Origin of the sequence: Alkalihalobacterium chitinilyticum, from assembly GCF_029028005.1 — a bacterium.
GTDB classification, from domain to species: Bacteria; Bacillota; Bacilli; order Bacillales; family Bacillaceae_F; genus Alkalihalobacterium; species Alkalihalobacterium chitinilyticum.
Genome location: NZ_JAOTPO010000023.1, coordinates 32,808 through 49,875, shown reverse-complemented (window position 1 = coordinate 49,875; position 17,068 = coordinate 32,808). Strand labels below are relative to the sequence as shown.

General features: G+C 36.7%; 17 protein-coding genes. 13 read left to right on the top strand and 4 right to left on the bottom strand.

All coding sequences use genetic code 11. The features are described from left to right. The first annotated feature begins 194 nt into the window (after positions 1-194). From N7Z68_RS21565 to N7Z68_RS21535, 7 genes are all read left to right on the top strand, one after another. The gene (locus N7Z68_RS21565; protein ID WP_275120535.1) at positions 195-974 is read left to right on the top strand and encodes a class II aldolase/adducin family protein; all 780 of its coding nucleotides are present in this window, start codon (positions 195-197) and stop codon (positions 972-974) included. 244 nt (positions 975-1,218) lie between these two features. Next, positions 1,219-2,286 carry a TRAP transporter substrate-binding protein gene (locus N7Z68_RS21560; protein WP_275120534.1) on the top strand — a complete coding sequence of 356 codons (1,068 nt, stop codon included), beginning with the start codon at positions 1,219-1,221 and terminating at the stop codon, positions 2,284-2,286. A 137-nt stretch (positions 2,287-2,423) separates the two neighbouring features. Further along, a complete protein-coding gene (locus N7Z68_RS21555) occupies positions 2,424-2,933 on the top strand; it encodes a TRAP transporter small permease (RefSeq protein WP_275120533.1) in 510 nt (169 codons plus the stop codon). A gap of 22 nt (positions 2,934-2,955) precedes the next feature. Then, entirely contained in the window at positions 2,956-4,239 is a 1,284-nt protein-coding gene (locus N7Z68_RS21550; protein ID WP_275120532.1) for a TRAP transporter large permease, read from the top strand. A 33-nt stretch (positions 4,240-4,272) separates the two neighbouring features. Further along, positions 4,273-5,208 (top strand): ketopantoate reductase family protein, encoded by a 936-nt coding sequence (locus N7Z68_RS21545; RefSeq protein WP_275120531.1) that lies wholly within the window; start codon positions 4,273-4,275, stop codon positions 5,206-5,208. Between the two features lie 162 nt (positions 5,209-5,370). Further along, complete coding sequence (locus N7Z68_RS21540) at positions 5,371-5,682, top strand: hypothetical protein (RefSeq protein ID WP_275120530.1); 312 nt, start codon at positions 5,371-5,373, stop codon at positions 5,680-5,682. Between the two features lie 203 nt (positions 5,683-5,885). Further along, on the top strand, positions 5,886-6,521 hold the full coding sequence (locus tag N7Z68_RS21535; RefSeq protein WP_275120529.1) for an MOSC domain-containing protein: 636 nt from the start codon (positions 5,886-5,888) through the stop codon (positions 6,519-6,521). Between the two features lie 443 nt (positions 6,522-6,964). On the opposite strand, the gene N7Z68_RS21530 is transcribed toward N7Z68_RS21535, so the two are convergent. The 3 genes from N7Z68_RS21530 to fdhD form a co-directional block, all read right to left on the bottom strand. Continuing rightward, positions 6,965-7,192 carry a hypothetical protein gene (locus N7Z68_RS21530; protein WP_275120528.1) on the bottom strand — a complete coding sequence of 76 codons (228 nt, stop codon included), beginning with the start codon at positions 7,190-7,192 and terminating at the stop codon, positions 6,965-6,967. A 119-nt stretch (positions 7,193-7,311) separates the two neighbouring features. Then, on the bottom strand, positions 7,312-8,334 hold the full coding sequence (gene moaA / locus N7Z68_RS21525) for a GTP 3',8-cyclase MoaA (RefSeq protein WP_275120548.1): 1,023 nt from the start codon (positions 8,332-8,334) through the stop codon (positions 7,312-7,314). A 130-nt stretch (positions 8,335-8,464) separates the two neighbouring features. Then, entirely contained in the window at positions 8,465-9,256 is a 792-nt protein-coding gene (gene fdhD / locus N7Z68_RS21520) for a formate dehydrogenase accessory sulfurtransferase FdhD (RefSeq protein ID WP_275120527.1), read from the bottom strand. A gap of 445 nt (positions 9,257-9,701) precedes the next feature. On the opposite strand from fdhD, the gene N7Z68_RS21515 reads away from it, so the two are divergent. From N7Z68_RS21515 to N7Z68_RS21505, 3 genes are all read left to right on the top strand, one after another. Next, entirely contained in the window at positions 9,702-10,967 is a 1,266-nt protein-coding gene (locus N7Z68_RS21515) for an L-lactate MFS transporter (protein ID WP_275120526.1), read from the top strand. A gap of 57 nt (positions 10,968-11,024) precedes the next feature. Continuing rightward, positions 11,025-11,393: a Na-translocating system protein MpsC family protein gene (locus N7Z68_RS21510; protein ID WP_216831293.1), complete on the top strand. Its 369-nt coding sequence runs from the start codon at positions 11,025-11,027 to the stop codon at positions 11,391-11,393. A gap of 157 nt (positions 11,394-11,550) precedes the next feature. Beyond that, the gene (locus N7Z68_RS21505; RefSeq protein ID WP_275120525.1) at positions 11,551-13,908 is read left to right on the top strand and encodes an FdhF/YdeP family oxidoreductase; all 2,358 of its coding nucleotides are present in this window, start codon (positions 11,551-11,553) and stop codon (positions 13,906-13,908) included. Between the two features lie 67 nt (positions 13,909-13,975). Here the strand turns inward: N7Z68_RS21505 and moaC are convergent, their stop codons facing one another. Further along, positions 13,976-14,476 carry a cyclic pyranopterin monophosphate synthase MoaC gene (gene moaC, locus N7Z68_RS21500; protein WP_275120524.1) on the bottom strand — a complete coding sequence of 167 codons (501 nt, stop codon included), beginning with the start codon at positions 14,474-14,476 and terminating at the stop codon, positions 13,976-13,978. 140 nt (positions 14,477-14,616) lie between these two features. On the opposite strand from moaC, the gene N7Z68_RS21495 reads away from it, so the two are divergent. The 3 genes from N7Z68_RS21495 (at position 14,617) to N7Z68_RS21485 (ending at position 16,828) form a co-directional block, all read left to right on the top strand. After that, the gene (locus N7Z68_RS21495) at positions 14,617-15,132 is read left to right on the top strand and encodes a MogA/MoaB family molybdenum cofactor biosynthesis protein (protein WP_275120523.1); all 516 of its coding nucleotides are present in this window, start codon (positions 14,617-14,619) and stop codon (positions 15,130-15,132) included. A gap of 213 nt (positions 15,133-15,345) precedes the next feature. Beyond that, a complete protein-coding gene (locus N7Z68_RS21490; protein WP_275120522.1) occupies positions 15,346-16,497 on the top strand; it encodes an AimR family lysis-lysogeny pheromone receptor in 1,152 nt (383 codons plus the stop codon). Positions 16,498-16,669: 172 nt separating this feature from the next. Then, positions 16,670-16,828 (top strand): hypothetical protein, encoded by a 159-nt coding sequence (locus N7Z68_RS21485; protein ID WP_275120521.1) that lies wholly within the window; start codon positions 16,670-16,672, stop codon positions 16,826-16,828. Positions 16,829-17,068: the final 240 nt, after the last annotated feature.

Here is a 17,068-nt window from a genome sequence, read left to right as displayed (position 1 = left end):
GGAAGTTAAAAAGCTTTACCTCTCTAGAGAGGTGGAGTGCTGATTGAGTGTAAACACTCAATTATGAAATAAAAACTTACATGTTTGTTTTTATTTTTTTGACCCTTCCATACTGACCGGTTAGTTTGTTGGTTGTGTAACTACTCGTATTACCTTTAAGTAATTCTTTAAAATTTAGAAGGAGAGTGAATGAAATGGGAAAAACGTATGAAAACTTTATGTCGTTAGAGGATCTATTGCCAAAATTTAAAACGGTGGAAGAGGAGCGTAATCATTTAAAAGAACGCCTTGCAGCCTCGTTTCGATTGTTCTCTAAGTTTGGTTTCGATGAGGGGGTAGCAGGACATATTACAGTACGTGATCCGGGGGAAAAAGACCATTTTTGGGTAAATCCATTTGGAATGCATTTTAGTCAAATTAAAGCATCTGATCTTATCCTAGTTAATCATGAAGGAGACGTGGTTGAAGGAAAGCGTCCTGTTAATCGCGCTGCCTTTGCCATTCACTCTCAAATTCATGCAGCTCGTCCTGACGTTGTTGCAGCAGCTCATGCTCATTCGACGTATGGTAAAACGTGGTCTTCTTTGGGGAGATTACTAGATCCTATTACCCAAGATGCTTGTGCTTTTTACGACGACCATGTTTTATTCGATGATTATACAGGAGTTGTCTTAGATACGGAAGAAGGCGATAGAATTGCAAAGGCATTAGGTCAGCATAAGGCTGCAATTTTGCGAAACCATGGCTTGTTAACAGTAGGAAAGACAGTTGATGAAGCAGCATGGTGGTTTATTACGATGGAACGTTCTGCTCAAGCACAATTAATGGCTGAAGCAGCAGGAACTCCAGTTTTAATTGATAAGGATTATGCAAAAATAACGAGTAAACAAGTAGGTTCAGACTTAGCCGGATGGTTTAGTTTCCAGCCGCTTTGGGATCGTATCATTAAAGAACAGCCTGATTTAGTCGATTAATAATTATTAAGATTAGTTACCGTTTATACTTAAAGGAATTCGTCACTTGGTGGAGCATAGTTAGCTTTGCAGTATGAAGCGGATAAATTATTGTATTTAACCATGGTGATTAATAAGTCGATAAATTTATCACTAATATGTAAGCGCTTCCGTAATCTTCTGATGTTATATAGTGACGAATTCCGAACACTATTAGAGTAAACTACTCAGTAGCGCATCATACCTAGTAAGGGAGGAAAATAAAATGAAGCGATTTAATAAAGTTAAATTAGTAATGTTCATAACAATAATCCTTCTCATTATGGCAGCTTGTTCATCTAATGAAAGTTCCGGAAATAATGATACTGGAGAAGGTAATAGCAATGGTAATTCTAGTAATGGAGAAACCTACACAATCACAATGGCACACGTAGCTTCCGAGGCGATCGGTTTACATCAAGCATTTCTCAAATTTAAAGAAGAAGTGGAAGAACAAAGTGAGGGACGCCTTAAAGTTGAAGTTTATCCTAATGCTCAATTAGGTGGCGAGCGGGAAATTCTAGAAGGCGTCCAAAACGGGGATATTACTGCAACAATAACTTCGACTGGAGTAGGAGCAAACTTTGTTCCTGAAGTAGCAGTTTTTGATATCCCATACTTATTCACATCAAAAGAACATGCCAGACACGTATTTAGAACAGATGGTCCTTTGTTTGAAAAGATAGCACCATACTATGAAGAGAAGGGTTTTAAGCTGATGAGTTTTACTGACCAAGGGTTCCGTATCTTATCTACAAATGGGGTCCAGGTTACGTCAGTAGAAGATGTTAAAGGATTGAGAATTAGAACGCTAGAAAATTCAAATCATATTGAAGCTTGGAGAGCGTTAGGTGCGAATCCAACACCGATTCCTTTTAATGAAGTGTATACTTCATTACAACAAGGAACCGTAGATGCACAAGAAAACCCGTATGAGCTAACAGTATTAATGAAATTCCATGAAGCACAAGAACACGTAACGAACATCAAGAGTATTTTCCAATCTCTTCAAGCTGTCATTAACAAAGATTTTTATGATAGTCTTCCAGAAGATCTTCGAGCACTTGTTGATGAAGGGTTTGCATCAGCTGTCGAATTTGGAACAAATTTCTTAGATGAAAAAGATGAAGAGTACATCCAAGTGTTAAAAGATACTGGATTAACGGTTAATGAAATTACTGATGACGAGCTAGAGAAATTCAGAGAAAAGACAAGCCCTGTAATTGAAACGATTCGTGGACAAGTTGGAGATGAGTTAGTTGATCTAATGATTTCAGAGGCAGAAAGCTATTAATATTGTTAATCGTAAATAATGTGGGGCTGATTGTTTAATAGCAAGCACAAGTTTATTAGGGGGATTCTTTATAAATTTGGGGCTCACTATTCACGGTCAGTCTCGTATTAAAACTATCGAGTTTGGATGTGATCCTAATGAAATACATCAAGTGGCTGGATAAACATTTTGAAATGATGCTTATTTCTATCACCATGTGCAGCTTAGTTGTTATTATGTCCTCTCAAGTTTTTATGCGGTATGTGATGAATGCTTCCCTTTCTTGGCCGGAGGAGATTAGTAGATATTTATTTATTTGGATCGCTTTTATCGGCATTAGTTATGCGACAAAAGGAGATCTTCATTTAAAAATAGATATCCTGTTAGAATATGTAAGTCCTAAAATTCAATCCATGTTTGCGGTTTTGCGAGATATTGCTATTTTTTTATTTAGTGTAATTATGGTAATTGGTGGGATTGACGTCTATAACAATCTTTCTGGCACGATGCAAACGAGTGCAGCGTTAGGAATCCCTTTTAAATATGTCTACTTAGCCTTGCCGGTTGGTTTTGGATTAACGGCTTTACGTATCATACAAAAGTACATTCTAAAAGTCACACAGAAAAGTAAACTGGCTCCGGAAAATAAGCAATCTGTAGAACTATAAGAGGAAAAGAAAGGGAGATTCTATGATTATATTATTATTTCTTCTCTTAGTAATTTTATTGGCATTGACAATTCCCATAGGAATATCCCTTGGTTTTATTACCATTTTATCAGGGTCTGTCTTAGACATTAGTGTCAACCTTTCTTACATCGTACGTAATATGGTCTCATCCTTAGACAGTTATCCGTTGCTAGCGGTACCGTTATTCATTTTATCGGGTACAATTATGGCTAAAGGTGGTATGTCAGAACGGTTATTTAATGTGTTTATTTACATGTTCGGAAATCGTACAGCCGGAATTCCGATTGCAGCAATTACTACATGTCTCTTTTACGGAGCAATATCGGGTTCAAGTCCGGCTACTGTAGCAGCGGTTGGAGCAATGGCTATTCCGATTTTAACGAAACTTGGCTATGATCGAGGGTTTAGTACAGCGATGATTGCTACGTCTGGCGGGTTAGGTGTTATAATCCCACCAAGTATTCCGTTTATTATTTATGGAATGTCAGCCAATCAATCGGTTGGGGATCTATTTATTGCTGGGATAATGCCAGGAATTATCATTGGACTAGCTTTAATGATTTATGCCTATATATACTGTAAAAATAAAGGTGAAAATAAAGAACAGATTATGGCTGTCTATAATGATATGAAGAAAAATGGGTTCTTTAAGACGTTTAAAGATGGTTTTTTTGCCCTATTAGCTCCAGTTATTATTTTAGGCGGAATTTATGGCGGGATTGTTACACCGACAGAAGCGGCGGTGATCGCGGTTGTCTATGCGCTCGGTATAAGTGCATTTGTGTATCGTACTGTCAATTTTAAAAATTACTTATTAATTCTCCAGGAGTCCATTAAGGTAACCGTACCTGCCATTTTAATAGTAGCAGTGGCGAGTGTTTTTGGTAGAGTTCTAACTCTATTGAAAATCCCTCAATCGGTGGCATCAATGATGACATCTTTGACAGAGAATAAAATATTAATTCTTCTTTTAATTATCCTTTTCTTATTGATCGTCGGGATGATTATGGAAACACTAGCATCTATTTTAATTCTTACACCGATCTTCTTACCTGTTGTTATGCAAGTAGGAATCGATCCTATTCATTTTGGAGTAATCATGATTATTGCTTTAGCGATTGGTTATGTAACACCACCAGTAGGCGTTAATCTTTATATAGCTAGTGCAATGACGAAAATTCCAATTACTGTTATTGGCAGGAAAGCTGTGCCTTTTATTGTTGCCTTTATTATTTCGTTATTGGCAATCGCGTTTATCCCGCAAATTAGTCTTTTCTTTATTTAGAAAATGAAACATCTTAAAACCGGAGGGGAAATTATGAAAATATGTGTTGTAGGTGCAGGTGCAGTTGGAGGTTATTATGGAGCAGCCCTAAAAAATGCAGGGCTTGACGTAACGTTCATTGCTAGAGGAGCCCATTTAGAAAAAATGAATGAAAAAGGACTTGAAATTCGATCACCTCAAGAGACATATACGGTTTATGGAGCATTTACAAATGATATTAAAGCTGTTGAAAAAGCAGATCTTATATTATTTACGGTAAAATCAACAGAAACGAGAACGTTAGCTGAAGAGATTGCTCCTTATTTAAAAAAGGATGCATCTGTATTAACACTTCAAAATGGGGTAGATAATGAGGAAGTGTTGGCTGAAGTGTTAGGAGAAAATCGAATCGTTGCTGGAGTTACATACGTATCGACAAAAGTGGTTGAACCAGGTGTAATTCAGCGCTTTCATGAAATACAAACCATTGTGATGGGTGCTTTATCGGAAACGAACAGTAGTGCTGCGACATGGAGGGATCTACTTCATCAAGCAAACGTAGATGTTGAAATTGCTGACTCCATAGTAGAAAAAAAGTGGGCCAAATTACTTTGGAATGCTACGTTTAACCCATTATCTGCAGCAGCATTAGCTTCTGTAGGGGATATCCTTGATGAAAAGCATCTACGTACGACGGCTGAAACTATTTTAGAAGAAGCCCTTAGTGTAGGGAGAGCTTTAGGTATTACTTTTGAACAAGAATGGGTGGACCAAATTTTTCCGTTATCTGAAGTAGCAAGAGCCCATAAAACCTCAATGCTGCAAGATCGGGAAAGTGGAAAGAAGATGGAGGTTGAATCCCTTTGTGGATATTTTGTTCGTAAAGGAAGCGATTTAGGTGTTCCAACACCGACTATACGCACTCTTTATGCAATCCTCTCCTCGATTAATGAGCAAGTGGGAAATAAAGTATCAACGACAAAACAATAATTGATGAGTAAATACCCATGTCAGACGATTTGGGTATTTATTTTATTTAGTTAAGGTTGTTTATGAATAAAGAGTGTTTGTTAATTTGTTAAGTTGTATAGCTCATTTGCATGATAGGTAATACTAAAACAACTAATTCAAAGTCACTGAGGAGGGAAAATCATGCCACGTAAACCAAAACCAGCAGAAGAAGGCACAGAAGAAGTAATAGAAAATTTGGACGAGAACGGTGATGAAGTTGGGAGGCTTACCCGTTTGTTAGCAGCCGTCCTTAATTATCTTTCTGATGATGATGTTGAAGAGATAGATATAGAATACCTTTTTAATCACACTGAAGGATTACGAGAATGGTGGGATGAATACCGTGAAAGTAATCGTAAAATCATTGAAGACGATATCAAAAATTCATTAGGAGAACTGTCTTTGAAAGAATTAGAAAGCATCTATGAGAAGATTAAAGAAAAGGAAAAGTAAGGTGCTTGGATACCGAGATGTATGAGTAGCTTTTTTTTTTGATTGTGATGGATTGATCTTTTTTATTTAAGAGTAAGGTAGTCTTATCAAGCACTTTTTTCATTCTATTATGAGCTACATTAATCACATTAAGACCGGAATAGATATGATGTTCTCAATATGGTAAAATTAGCAAAATGAGAACAAGATGGGAGTGACCCTGGATGGCGATGACTTGTATGTCAATACAAATCGGAAAACCAATGACAATTGATCATAACGGAAAAGAATTAACAACAGGTATATATAAAGCAAGAGTTGAAGGGTCAGTTTTCATTGGAAAACTGAATGTTGAGGGCGATGGACAAGCTGATTTGAAAAACCATGGTGGAAAAGATAAGGCTGTATGTGTCTATCCGTACGAGCATTATGCTTATTGGAAACAAGATCTTAATAAAGAAATGACAAATGGTGCATTTGGTGAGAATTTAACGGTCAAAGGAATGGTTGAAAAAGAAGTTTACATAGGCGATACATATAAAGTTGGTGACGTCGTTGTTCAAGTGAGCCAACCGCGCCAGCCTTGTTTTAAGTTAGCTAAAAGAAATGATGTCAATGACCTTGTCGTGCGAGTCCAAGAAACAGGGTATACTGGATATTACTTTCGTGTGTTGGAAGAAGGGTTTGTTGAAGAAAATGATCCAATTGAACTGCTTGAACGTCATCCCAATGCTGTAAGTGTTGACTTTGCAAATACAATTATGTTTAAGGAAAAAGATAATATTGAAGGGATCAAAGCAGTTCTAGCTTTAGACGAACTATCAGATAGTTGGAGAGAGACGTTGCAGAAGCGGTTATAGATTGAGTGGGGAAAATGGTCAATTGTAAACGTACTTGACGATCTAATAATTGTAATTGATATGTTTTTTTAAGTGCTCGAACAGATTGATGTAATCAATTTTTTTTTATGCAGGGTTTTCACAAACATTATTATCAAATTATTTTAGAAAAGAGTTTAGATGTTGCAAAAGTCGGGTACTTGTAATATAACGTTAAAAAATTCTATTTTAATCGATAACTTCCTAGATCCAACTATAAGTGAAAAAGATATAGCATTAGGAATGGGAGGAAAAAGTTGTGTTATTTAAGGTGCGCGAATGGAGACGGTTATCTAAAAAGGAGCAGTTACTCATATTGTACGGGCTAGTTTCACTAAATGGAAAGAAAAAGCAAGAAGCTTAACAAAAGTTTTAGATATAAAGAGAAAGAGATGGGCCCTTTTGTAAAAGGTCCATCTCTTTTCTTATTGCATTAGCTGTTTTAGTTTTTGATTTCGGTTTTGTTGCTCTTCTTGTGATGCTAAATCATATTTTTTAAGTAAATGAAACAGTTCATTCAGTTGAGTTTGACTAAGAGGCTCATTTAAAAATTGCTCAGTAGCCTCATATAGTTCAGTCGGCAAAAACGCTTGTTGATCCGCTAACTTTTTACGCACATCTTCTAAAGGATGATCCAATTTACACGAACTCATAACTACCACTCCTTTTTGAATGCTGAAATGTGGTACCAGGCACCTTTACCACGTTACTGTAATGATGGTGCCAGGCACCTTTAACACTGTGCTAGGATAAAGGTGCCTGGCACCGGGGGTTAACCGCCGATGTGGGACATTTCGATTTTTTTTCGTTTGTGTTTCAGGTAGCTGCGATCGACAGAATATTGATCTTTACGACCTTCCCAAATACTTTCTATATGTTTTGAAACTTCCTTATCAGAAAGGGGAGAGCGAACAACTTCACGTAAATCGTGACCGCTAGAAGAGAACAGGCACGTATAAAGTTTTCCTTCTGCCGATATTCTAGCACGGTTACAGCTCTTACAAAATGCATCGGTGACTGAAGAAATAACTCCTATTTCGTCATCTGAATCAACGTATCGGTATCGTGTTGCAACTTCACCGACATAGTTTGGTTCAATTGGTTCGAGTGGCATAACTTCATGGATATCGTTAATAATTTGCTTTTTTGAATAAACATCATCAAGGCGCCACTCATTTGTATTTCCAACGTCCATAAATTCTATAAACCTGAGAATATGACCGTGTTTTCGGAAAAATTTAGCCATAGGAACAACTTCTTTTTCGTTCATCCCACGCTTAACAACCATATTTATTTTAACAGTTAAGCCAGCTTCTTTAGCTGCTTCAATACCATCAAGGACAGCTTTGACCGAAACTCCTCGACCGTTAATTTTACCGAATAATTCGTCGTTCAGCGAGTCTAAACTGATAGAAACTCGCATCAAGCCAGCTTCTTTTAAAGCTTTTGCATATTTAGGTAAAAGCACACCGTTTGTTGTCATTGCAATATCTTCGATGCCGTCAATTTTATTAATCTTCTCAATAAGTTGAGGCAAGTCTTTCCGCATTAACGGTTCGCCACCGGTAATTCTTATCTTTTTAACACCAAGAGAATTGACGAACAATTTAGTTAATCGTTCAATTTCCTCAAAGGATAAAATCTCATGCCGTTCTAAAAATGGATAGTCGGGTCCAAACAGTTCGGCAGGCATGCAATACGAACAGCGAAAGTTACATTTGTCTGTCACTGAAATACGTAAATCTCGCAATGGCCGTTTTAATTGGTCATAGACACTTTGGCTTTTACTCACGATAGCAGCCTCCTCTCCTCTACTTATAATAATAAATATGAGCGTTCATCAGAATCCTTAATATAAGATCGTAACATATAGCTTGTAAAAAGCTCAATTATCGTAAAATAGAAGTAAACTATTGGTTTTACTTCTAACCTTCAATAATCCGATTCGGATGAGAATAGACGTTAAAAGAAGATCCACGGATAAACCCAACCGCTGTTATATTTAAGTCTTGTGCAAGTTTAATTGCTAAGTCAGTAGGAGCAGATTTCGAAAGGACGATACCAACACCGATTTTTGCCGCTTTCGTGAGGACTTCAGATGAAATTCTTCCGCTAAAAACAAGCACTTTATCTCGAACTGGAATTCGATTTATAATACAGTGCCCAAACAGCTTATCGAGTGCATTATGGCGCCCGATATCTGAGCGATCAACAATAATTCCATTAGAGTCACAAATTGCAGCATTATGAACACCGCCCGTTGATTGAAAGATAACACTACTTTGTTGCATTTTTCTCATTAAGTCTAAACATTGTTTAGCTGTAATCGTAGTAGTCGAAGTGGACGTTTTCGCTGTCCGAACATCATTATGAAAATAAAACTGTCTGCTTTTCCCGCAGCACGAACCGATAAATCGCTTTGAATAGTATTGTTGGCTTGTTATTTGATTTGCATGCAAATCAACGTAAGCAAAGCCTTTACTTTCATCAATATTCATACTTTTTACATCATCTTTCGTACGAATAACTCCTTCAGAAGCAAGAAATCCAATGACCATTTCATCAAAATGAGTGGGGCTGCAAACCATCGTTGCAAATTCATCATTATTTACATGAATCGTTAACGGGAATTCAATAACGATTTCATCATCTGTATGGTTGAGTTGGCCGTCTTCATACTTTACAATGGGCCATTTTGTACTCATTTGTCCGTCCATTCCGTTCCACCCCAAGTCATTTTCTTAATTACTAAACAATATAAACACATTCTTATCTATTAGACAAGTTAAATGTATTACCATTTATCTATGTAAATGTCACCCGACATTATTAAAAATTTTTTAAAAAATTATTACACGATTTGCTGAAATCGTAATAAATAAGTGTTGAAATTGTAATGAAACCGAGTTATATTATAACTGTTCATAAATCTGTAACATTTAAGATCTGAGATAGCGAACCTGTCATCGGTTTAAATGTTTACTAGATTAACGCGAATACGTTGGTTATAAAGTAGAGCTCCTGCTTGCCACTAACCGTCGCTGTATACTTACTAAGATTGAAATGTTACGTGTGAAAACGTTTTCGATCAAAACGTAAGATACTTGCGGCGGTTTTATTATTGTCCAAAATAGATGAGAGAGAAGCGAAAGGAAGATGAAAGTGGGAAAGACAAAAAATCGTTGGTTAATCGCTTTAGCCGCGGTAGGAATCCATATTTCTATCGGGTCGGTTTATGCGTGGAGTGTATTTACAAATCCACTTCAAGAGCAGTTCGGATGGAGTTTAAGTGCAATATCATTAACGTTTAGTATTGCTATTTTATTTTTAGGATTATCAGCAGCATTTATGGGGCACTTTGTCGAGAAGCACGGACCTCGTAAATCAGGGCTCGTTTCAGCAACATTTTTTGGGATTGGTTTAATTGGTGCTGGACTAGCGATCAACATGGAAAGTTTAACTATGTTTTATATTACTTACGGAGCTTTAGGTGGTATCGGATTAGGTGTTGGTTATATTACACCAGTTTCCACACTTGTAAAATGGTTCCCTGACCGCCGTGGTCTTGCAACAGGCCTTGCGATTATGGGATTTGGTTTTGCCGCTATGATTGCCAGCCCGATTATGGCGAACTTAATTGGTTCAGTTGGTATAGCGAATACGTTCTTTATTTTAGGAGCTGTTTATTTTGTAATTATGACTGGTTCAGCACTTTATCTTGAGCGTCCGCCAGAGGGCTGGATGCCAGAAGGATTTAAACAACAAGTCGCTTCAGGTGCTAAAAAGCCAGCAGCCGACTTATCTCAATTAACAGCAAACGAAGCTATTAAAACAAAGCGCTTCTACTATTTATGGGTTATGTTATTTATTAATGTAACATGTGGTATTGCAGTTCTTTCTGTTGCATCTCCAATGGCACAAGAAATTGCAGGTCTGTCAGCGGCAGCTGCTGCAACAATGGTAGGTTTAATGGGATTATTTAATGGAATTGGCCGTCTTGGTTGGGCATCGATTTCTGACTATATCGGAAGACCCAATGTTTACACAGCATTTTTTGCTATTCAAATTGTAACATTCTTATTATTACCGAGTATTACTCATGCAATTTTATTCCAAGTCGTACTATTTTTAATTTTAACTTGTTACGGTGGTGGATTTGCTTCTATCCCGGCCTATATCGGCGATCTTTTTGGAACAAAGCAACTTGGGGCCATCCACGGGTACATTTTAACAGCATGGGCTGCTGCTGGACTAGCTGGTCCGATCATTGCTTCTTATGTACGTGAAACGACAAATAGTTATGCAGGAACACTATATATCTTTGCAGCGATGTTTGTTGCAGCATTAGCTGTATCTTTAATTATTCGCCTAGATATTAAGAGACTTAGAGAAGAACAAAATGCATCCCAAAACAAGCTGGCAAGTTGACATTTAATGTTCAGAAGACTACTCTTTTAGTAGAATAATTAAAAGGGTTGACGTTAAATGAACAAGTATGAAGCTGAGTTTAGTAATTTAGTACGTTCTTTTCGAAAAAAACATATGGGGAAAGGCCCTAGCAAAATCAATACAAAGTTTTGTAAAAACTGGGCGATTTGCGAGATGGAAGGGAACCTTTCTCCGATTGAAAAATTTATCGCAACAGCGGACGAAGGTAAACAAATGCTTCGTGCTGCGAGAACAGAGATGGTCAAAGAAATGTACCGTAAAAACCCGCCTGCTGAGATGGAAGAGTTTTTACAATGTAATTTTGTCGAACTCTTTGTTGATATTAATATTGAAAAAGATTTAGGCATGTCCATCTTTGTATTTGATGAAGATATAGAAGAGAAATTTTGTAAACCGAATAGCTAGGTTTGGTACTTAGCAGCGATCCTGCCGAAGACTCAACCACCGATTTACCTTTTTCATCATAGAAAAAGGAATTTCGGTGGTTTTTTATTTCTAAAATACTGTGAATATAAATAAGTAATAAATAATAGGTTATGCAAGAATTTAAGGAGTGTTAATCATGGGAAAAACAAAACATCCAGGACCAATGAAAAAAGCGAAAATGCCAGACCCGAGTCTTTGGGTAAGTCCAGTTCCTTTTGGATTAGGTAAAATAAAACCAAAACATATTCGCGATTCTATTAAAGTGGCTTGGGAAAATAAAGACAATCTGGGTTATGCTTCAAGAATTATATCTAAGGGAGTATGTGACGGCTGTGCATTAGGAGTTGCTGGATTATACGACCAAACCTTAACAGGCCCGCACTTATGTACAACACGTTTAAACGTTCTTCGTCTAAATACAATGCCAGCGATTAAGGAAGAGATTTTACATGCTGATATCGATGAGTTGAAGAAGTATGACAGTACAGAACTGCGTAAGTTAGGTAGAGTTCCATATCCATTAATCCGCAGAAAAGGAGAGAGAAAGTTCTCCCGCTTAACTTGGGATGATGCTATGGATATGGTTGCGGAGAAAATGAAAAAATTAAATCCGAAACAATATGCATTCTATTTAACTTCACGTGGTATCACTAATGAGTCGTATTATGTAGCCGGTAAAGTAGCTCGTTTCTTAGGAGCAAACAATATAGATAATGCATCACGTATTTGTCACTCACCGAGTAAAACGGCTTTAAAGCGTTCGATAGGGGTAGGAGCATCTACTGTAAACTATCAAGATTGGATTGGGACAGATGTTCTTTTATTCTGGGGAAGTGTAGCTTCTAACGCTTCACCTGTATCTTCTAAGTATATGTTGGAAGCGAAGAAAAGAGGAACGAAGATTATTGTTATTAATCCATATCGAGAGCCAGCGATGGAGAATTATTGGATTCCTTCGAATGTAGAGTCAGCACTCTTTGGAACGAAACTTGCTGACGATTTCTATCAAGTTAACATTGGTGGGGATATTGCGTTCATGCACGGTATTATGAAGCATTGGTTTGAGATGGAAGAAACAGCTCACGGTTCTGCGATTAACCATGAGTTTGTTGAAAAGCACGTGAACGGTTATGAAGATTTAAAAGCAAATGTTGTAGGACAAAACTGGGAAGACATCATTAAGTCTTCTGGTATTACGAAAGAAAGAATTATTGAACTAGCTGAGTTACTAGCAAAAAGTAAGAATGCAGTATTTGCTTGGGCACTAGGTTTAACCATGCACTCGTTTGCAACAGATAACATTTCACAAGTAGCGAACCTTGCACTATTACGTGGGTACTTAGGGCGAAAACATGCGGGTTTAATGCCATTCCGTGGTCACTCTAGTGTACAAGGTAGTGGAGAAATGGGAGCCGATCCTTTCGTTCTTCCTGGCGGAGACTTTTATGGGGACAACATTGAACGTATTGAAAAGCTGTGGGGCTTTACGCTTCCGAAATGGCAAGGAGATACGGTAGGGATTACACTTGAAAATATCGTTCTTCCAGAAGGACATGAACGAAAAGTGAAGTTATATTATATGTCTGGTGGTAACTTCCTAGAAACGATGCCAGACCCTAACTTTGTTGAAAAAGCTTTATCTGAACTTGAAATCCGAGTACATCAGGATATTATCTTAAATACTTCAACACTTATTGATGCAAAAGAAGCTGTTATCGTATTACCAGCAAAAACACGCTATGAGCAAGAAGGTGGCGGTACCTCAACTTCTACGGAGCGAATGGTTTATTTCTCTCCTGAAATTGAAGGAAATAAAAATCGAATTGAAGAAGCACGTACCGAGTGGAAAATTTATATTGATTTAGCGAAACGTGTAAATCCGATGATGGCACATTTAGTAGACTTCAAAGATGCTGATGAAATTCGTGCAGAAATTGCTAAGGCGAACCCAAGCTATGAAGGCGTACAACATCTAAAAAAACAGGGAGATGTGTTCCAGTGGGGTGGAGCGTGGTTATGTGAAGATGGAATTTGTCCAACTCCAGATGGAAAAGGAAACTTAATTCCTGTTGAAATCCCTGATCTAGGCAAGAACAAAGGCCAATACTTGTTAACGACTCGTCGCGGAAAACAGTTCAACTCAATGGTATACAGCACAAAAGACTCATTCAATAATGCGGAACGATATGATGTATTAATGAATGCAGAAGATGCGAAAGAATTACGCATTACTGAAGGGGAAGGTGTTGTCGTTCATAACGGATTCGGAGTATTCCAAGGTAGAGCAAAATTTGTGGATATCGCGCGTGGAAATGTTGAAGTACACTTCCCTGAAGGAAACTTCTTGCTTCCAAGAGGACGTTATGAAAAGTACGCTCGTATTCCAGATTACAATATTGTCGTTTCAGTCGAAAAAGCGGACCGTTTCAATGCTCGAAAAGACCGCAAATATTTAGAAAAGCCAATTGAAGACTTAGAAACAACTGTTGGTTAATGGTAATGTATAATAGAAGAAAGAGGTTTAGCATCTGCTAAACCTCTTTCTTATTCAAGCTTTGGAATTAATCATCTAAGGTTTTGCTTCGTGAAAAATCTCCACTTTTTCCACCGGACTTTTGCATGAGAAATGTCTCACCAATGATCATGCCTTTATCAACCGCTTTACACATATCATAAACAGTTAATGCGGTAGCAGAAGCTGCTGTTAAGGCTTCCATTTCAACACCAGTTTTACCTGTTGTTTTAACCGTAGCTTCAATATGTAGCTCGTAGTATTCAGGTTCATTTGTTTTCCACTCGAATGAAATATCCACGCCAGTTAATTGTAATGGGTGGCACATTGGGATCCAATTGGCTGTATTTTTAGCTGCCATTACTCCCGCAACTTGAGCAACAGCAAGGACATCGCCTTTTTTAAATGAACCTTCAATTATCTTTGTATAAATCTCTTGATTTAATTTTATACTTGAATGAGCGACAGCTTTTCTCGAGGTTACTACTTTTTCTGAGATGTCGACCATTTTGGCACGTCCCTGTTCATTAAAATGGGTAAGTTCACTCATATTTTTTCCTCCTTAAATAGCTGTTACAATTTTAACATGAACAGAACATAAAATGCTAAATAACAAGATAAATATGTAATTTACTTAAGGTTTTGGTATAATTTTATTTGCAAACTATTGTTAGAGAAAGAAGGGTAGCTATGTCTACATTTGAACATAAAAAAGAAGCACCTAAAACAGTGAACTGTATGATTATAACGGTTTCAGATACAAGAACAACTGCAACGGATAAAAGTGGTGGATTAATTAAAGCATTACTCGAAGAAACTGGCCACGTTGTAACAGAATATCAAATTGTAAAAGACGAATACGCAGGTATTCAAGCCTTGTTAAAGCAAGCAGAAACACGAGCGGATATAGATGCAATCCTATTAAATGGCGGAACAGGAATCGCTTTGCGTGATACTACATATGAAGCTGTGAAAGATTTATTACATAAAGAAATGCCAGGGTTTGGAGAGATTTTTAGATACTTAAGCTATGCTGAAGATATCGGAACAGCAGCAATCTTAAGTCGTGCGGTTGCAGGAGTATTTGGAACGAAAGCTATCTTTTCAATGCCAGGGTCATCAGGAGCGGTGAAACTAGCGATGAATCGAATTATTATTCCTGAATTAGGGCATGTAATTCGAGAAATTCGTAAAGACTTAAATTAATGGACTCTTTACCTCTACATAATGTTTTGATAGTATAGCTAGGTTTTAAAAGAAAGTTTAAAATATTGTTCCTATTACAACAGTAATAAAATAGTTCCTTTTATCTAGAATAAATATCAAGTTTAATAATTTTGTGCTATAATTGTACTAACTATCTATTCAATATTTTAAGGTTACCCACTTATGAATTGAATGAAAGGGCTCAACACAAACATGTTAAAGCAATTGCTTAAAAACCAAATAGAAATAGAAAAAGGGCTGGCTAACAAGTTAATAACTATTTCAGGCCTCAAGAGTAAGTCATCTTTATACAAATTTATCAATGAAAAAGATCGTGAATTCGATAACATAGAAGGCTTATTAGCTATAGTACATCACCTGTTTCCTGATCAGGAATTTGAGATTATGGACCGATACTTCAGGGAAGTAAATCCGAATGGTAAAACAGCAAGGATAAGTCTTGAGTATGCCTCTGTCAATCGCTTAAATGATTTAAAACAATTCATGATTGATAAGCTGAAAGAAAGTAAAAATGCAGAAAGCCGTGAATGGGCTAAAGTATATGAACTTGATCAACAGGCAATGAAAGGTGAAATGTCACCAAATGAGGCTAATATATTATTCGATGAATTAGTACTAAAAACACAAGAAATGAAGGTATTATCAAAAGTATTTATGATATATAATTATTACGATATGAAAATGGTAGACCGATGTGAACAAGTCGCTGTACTTATAGAAGACGGCATTAATGACATTCAGAAATATCCTTTCTTAAGAAAGTCCTTAAAATGCCGAATTGGTCTTATTAACATGTATATAGGAAGTCGCGAAGAAGCTATCAAGAATGGGAATATTGTGATCGAAAATGCAGTGAGTGAGTTAACGAAAGCAGTTGCCTTTCAGAGTCTAGGCATATTATTTATTAGTGAAAGTTATGATAAAGCTCATTCCTACTTGTTAAAAGCATACGAAGTATATTTAAAATACAATTCAGATAACTTAGGTGCAACAAAACAGACTATTAGTTTTCTGCAAAATTATTGGCATAAAGAACCCGATTTTTTAGATTTTGAGTCGGAAAACGTATCTGACCAACATGAAATTGCCTTCTACTTTATTCAAAAAAAAGAGCATGAAAAAGCACTAGATATACTTAATAAGGTTGATTTAAATTCTCAACCCCACTTTATAAAGGGATTTCATTACTTTTATCATGGACTGATCTCACAACGTCGGGAAGATTTCTTTCAGTCGGTAATTGAATTTAAATATGCTAATCAAAAAATGTATTGTCACTTTCCTTTACTGGAGCTGAAGAAGCTCGGTGAGGATGAGTTGACACTTAAAGTTTTAGAAATTTAATAAGAATGCAATAGCAATGACACTTTCTTAATGGAAGTGTCATTCGTCATTTATCGACAAGTTTCCCGTTTTTTAAATTTAAAAAATCGGAAACATGACGAATATTTGACAAACCTAGACATATATTTGAGTAGACAAATAAAGATTTTGGTTTATAGGGGGAGTTAGCAAGATGAAGATTGGAACAAAAGTTAGATACAACAATAAGGTTTATACGATTTTTTGGATCTATGAAAGTGGCTATTGTGAGATCCAGGAGGAGGATTATTTTCAGGTTGTTTTAGCTGACCAATCTGAATTAGAAGTGCTTCCACAGAACGAACTTAATTGATTCGATTGTTAAATGCTTTTAATTACAAAAGAAATGAAGTCTATACAAATATCCAATGTTACCATGCTTACTTGCTTGCTAGGTAGGGTAAAAAAGGTTACTGTGTCACGATATTTTCAGTAATCATGGATGTTTGATTTACTATGTAAATATATACTATTGACTATCTCCCTTATAAAATATTTAGTAATTAATTTTATAATAAACCCCTAATACTAAACTGTAAATTATTCCTTGTAT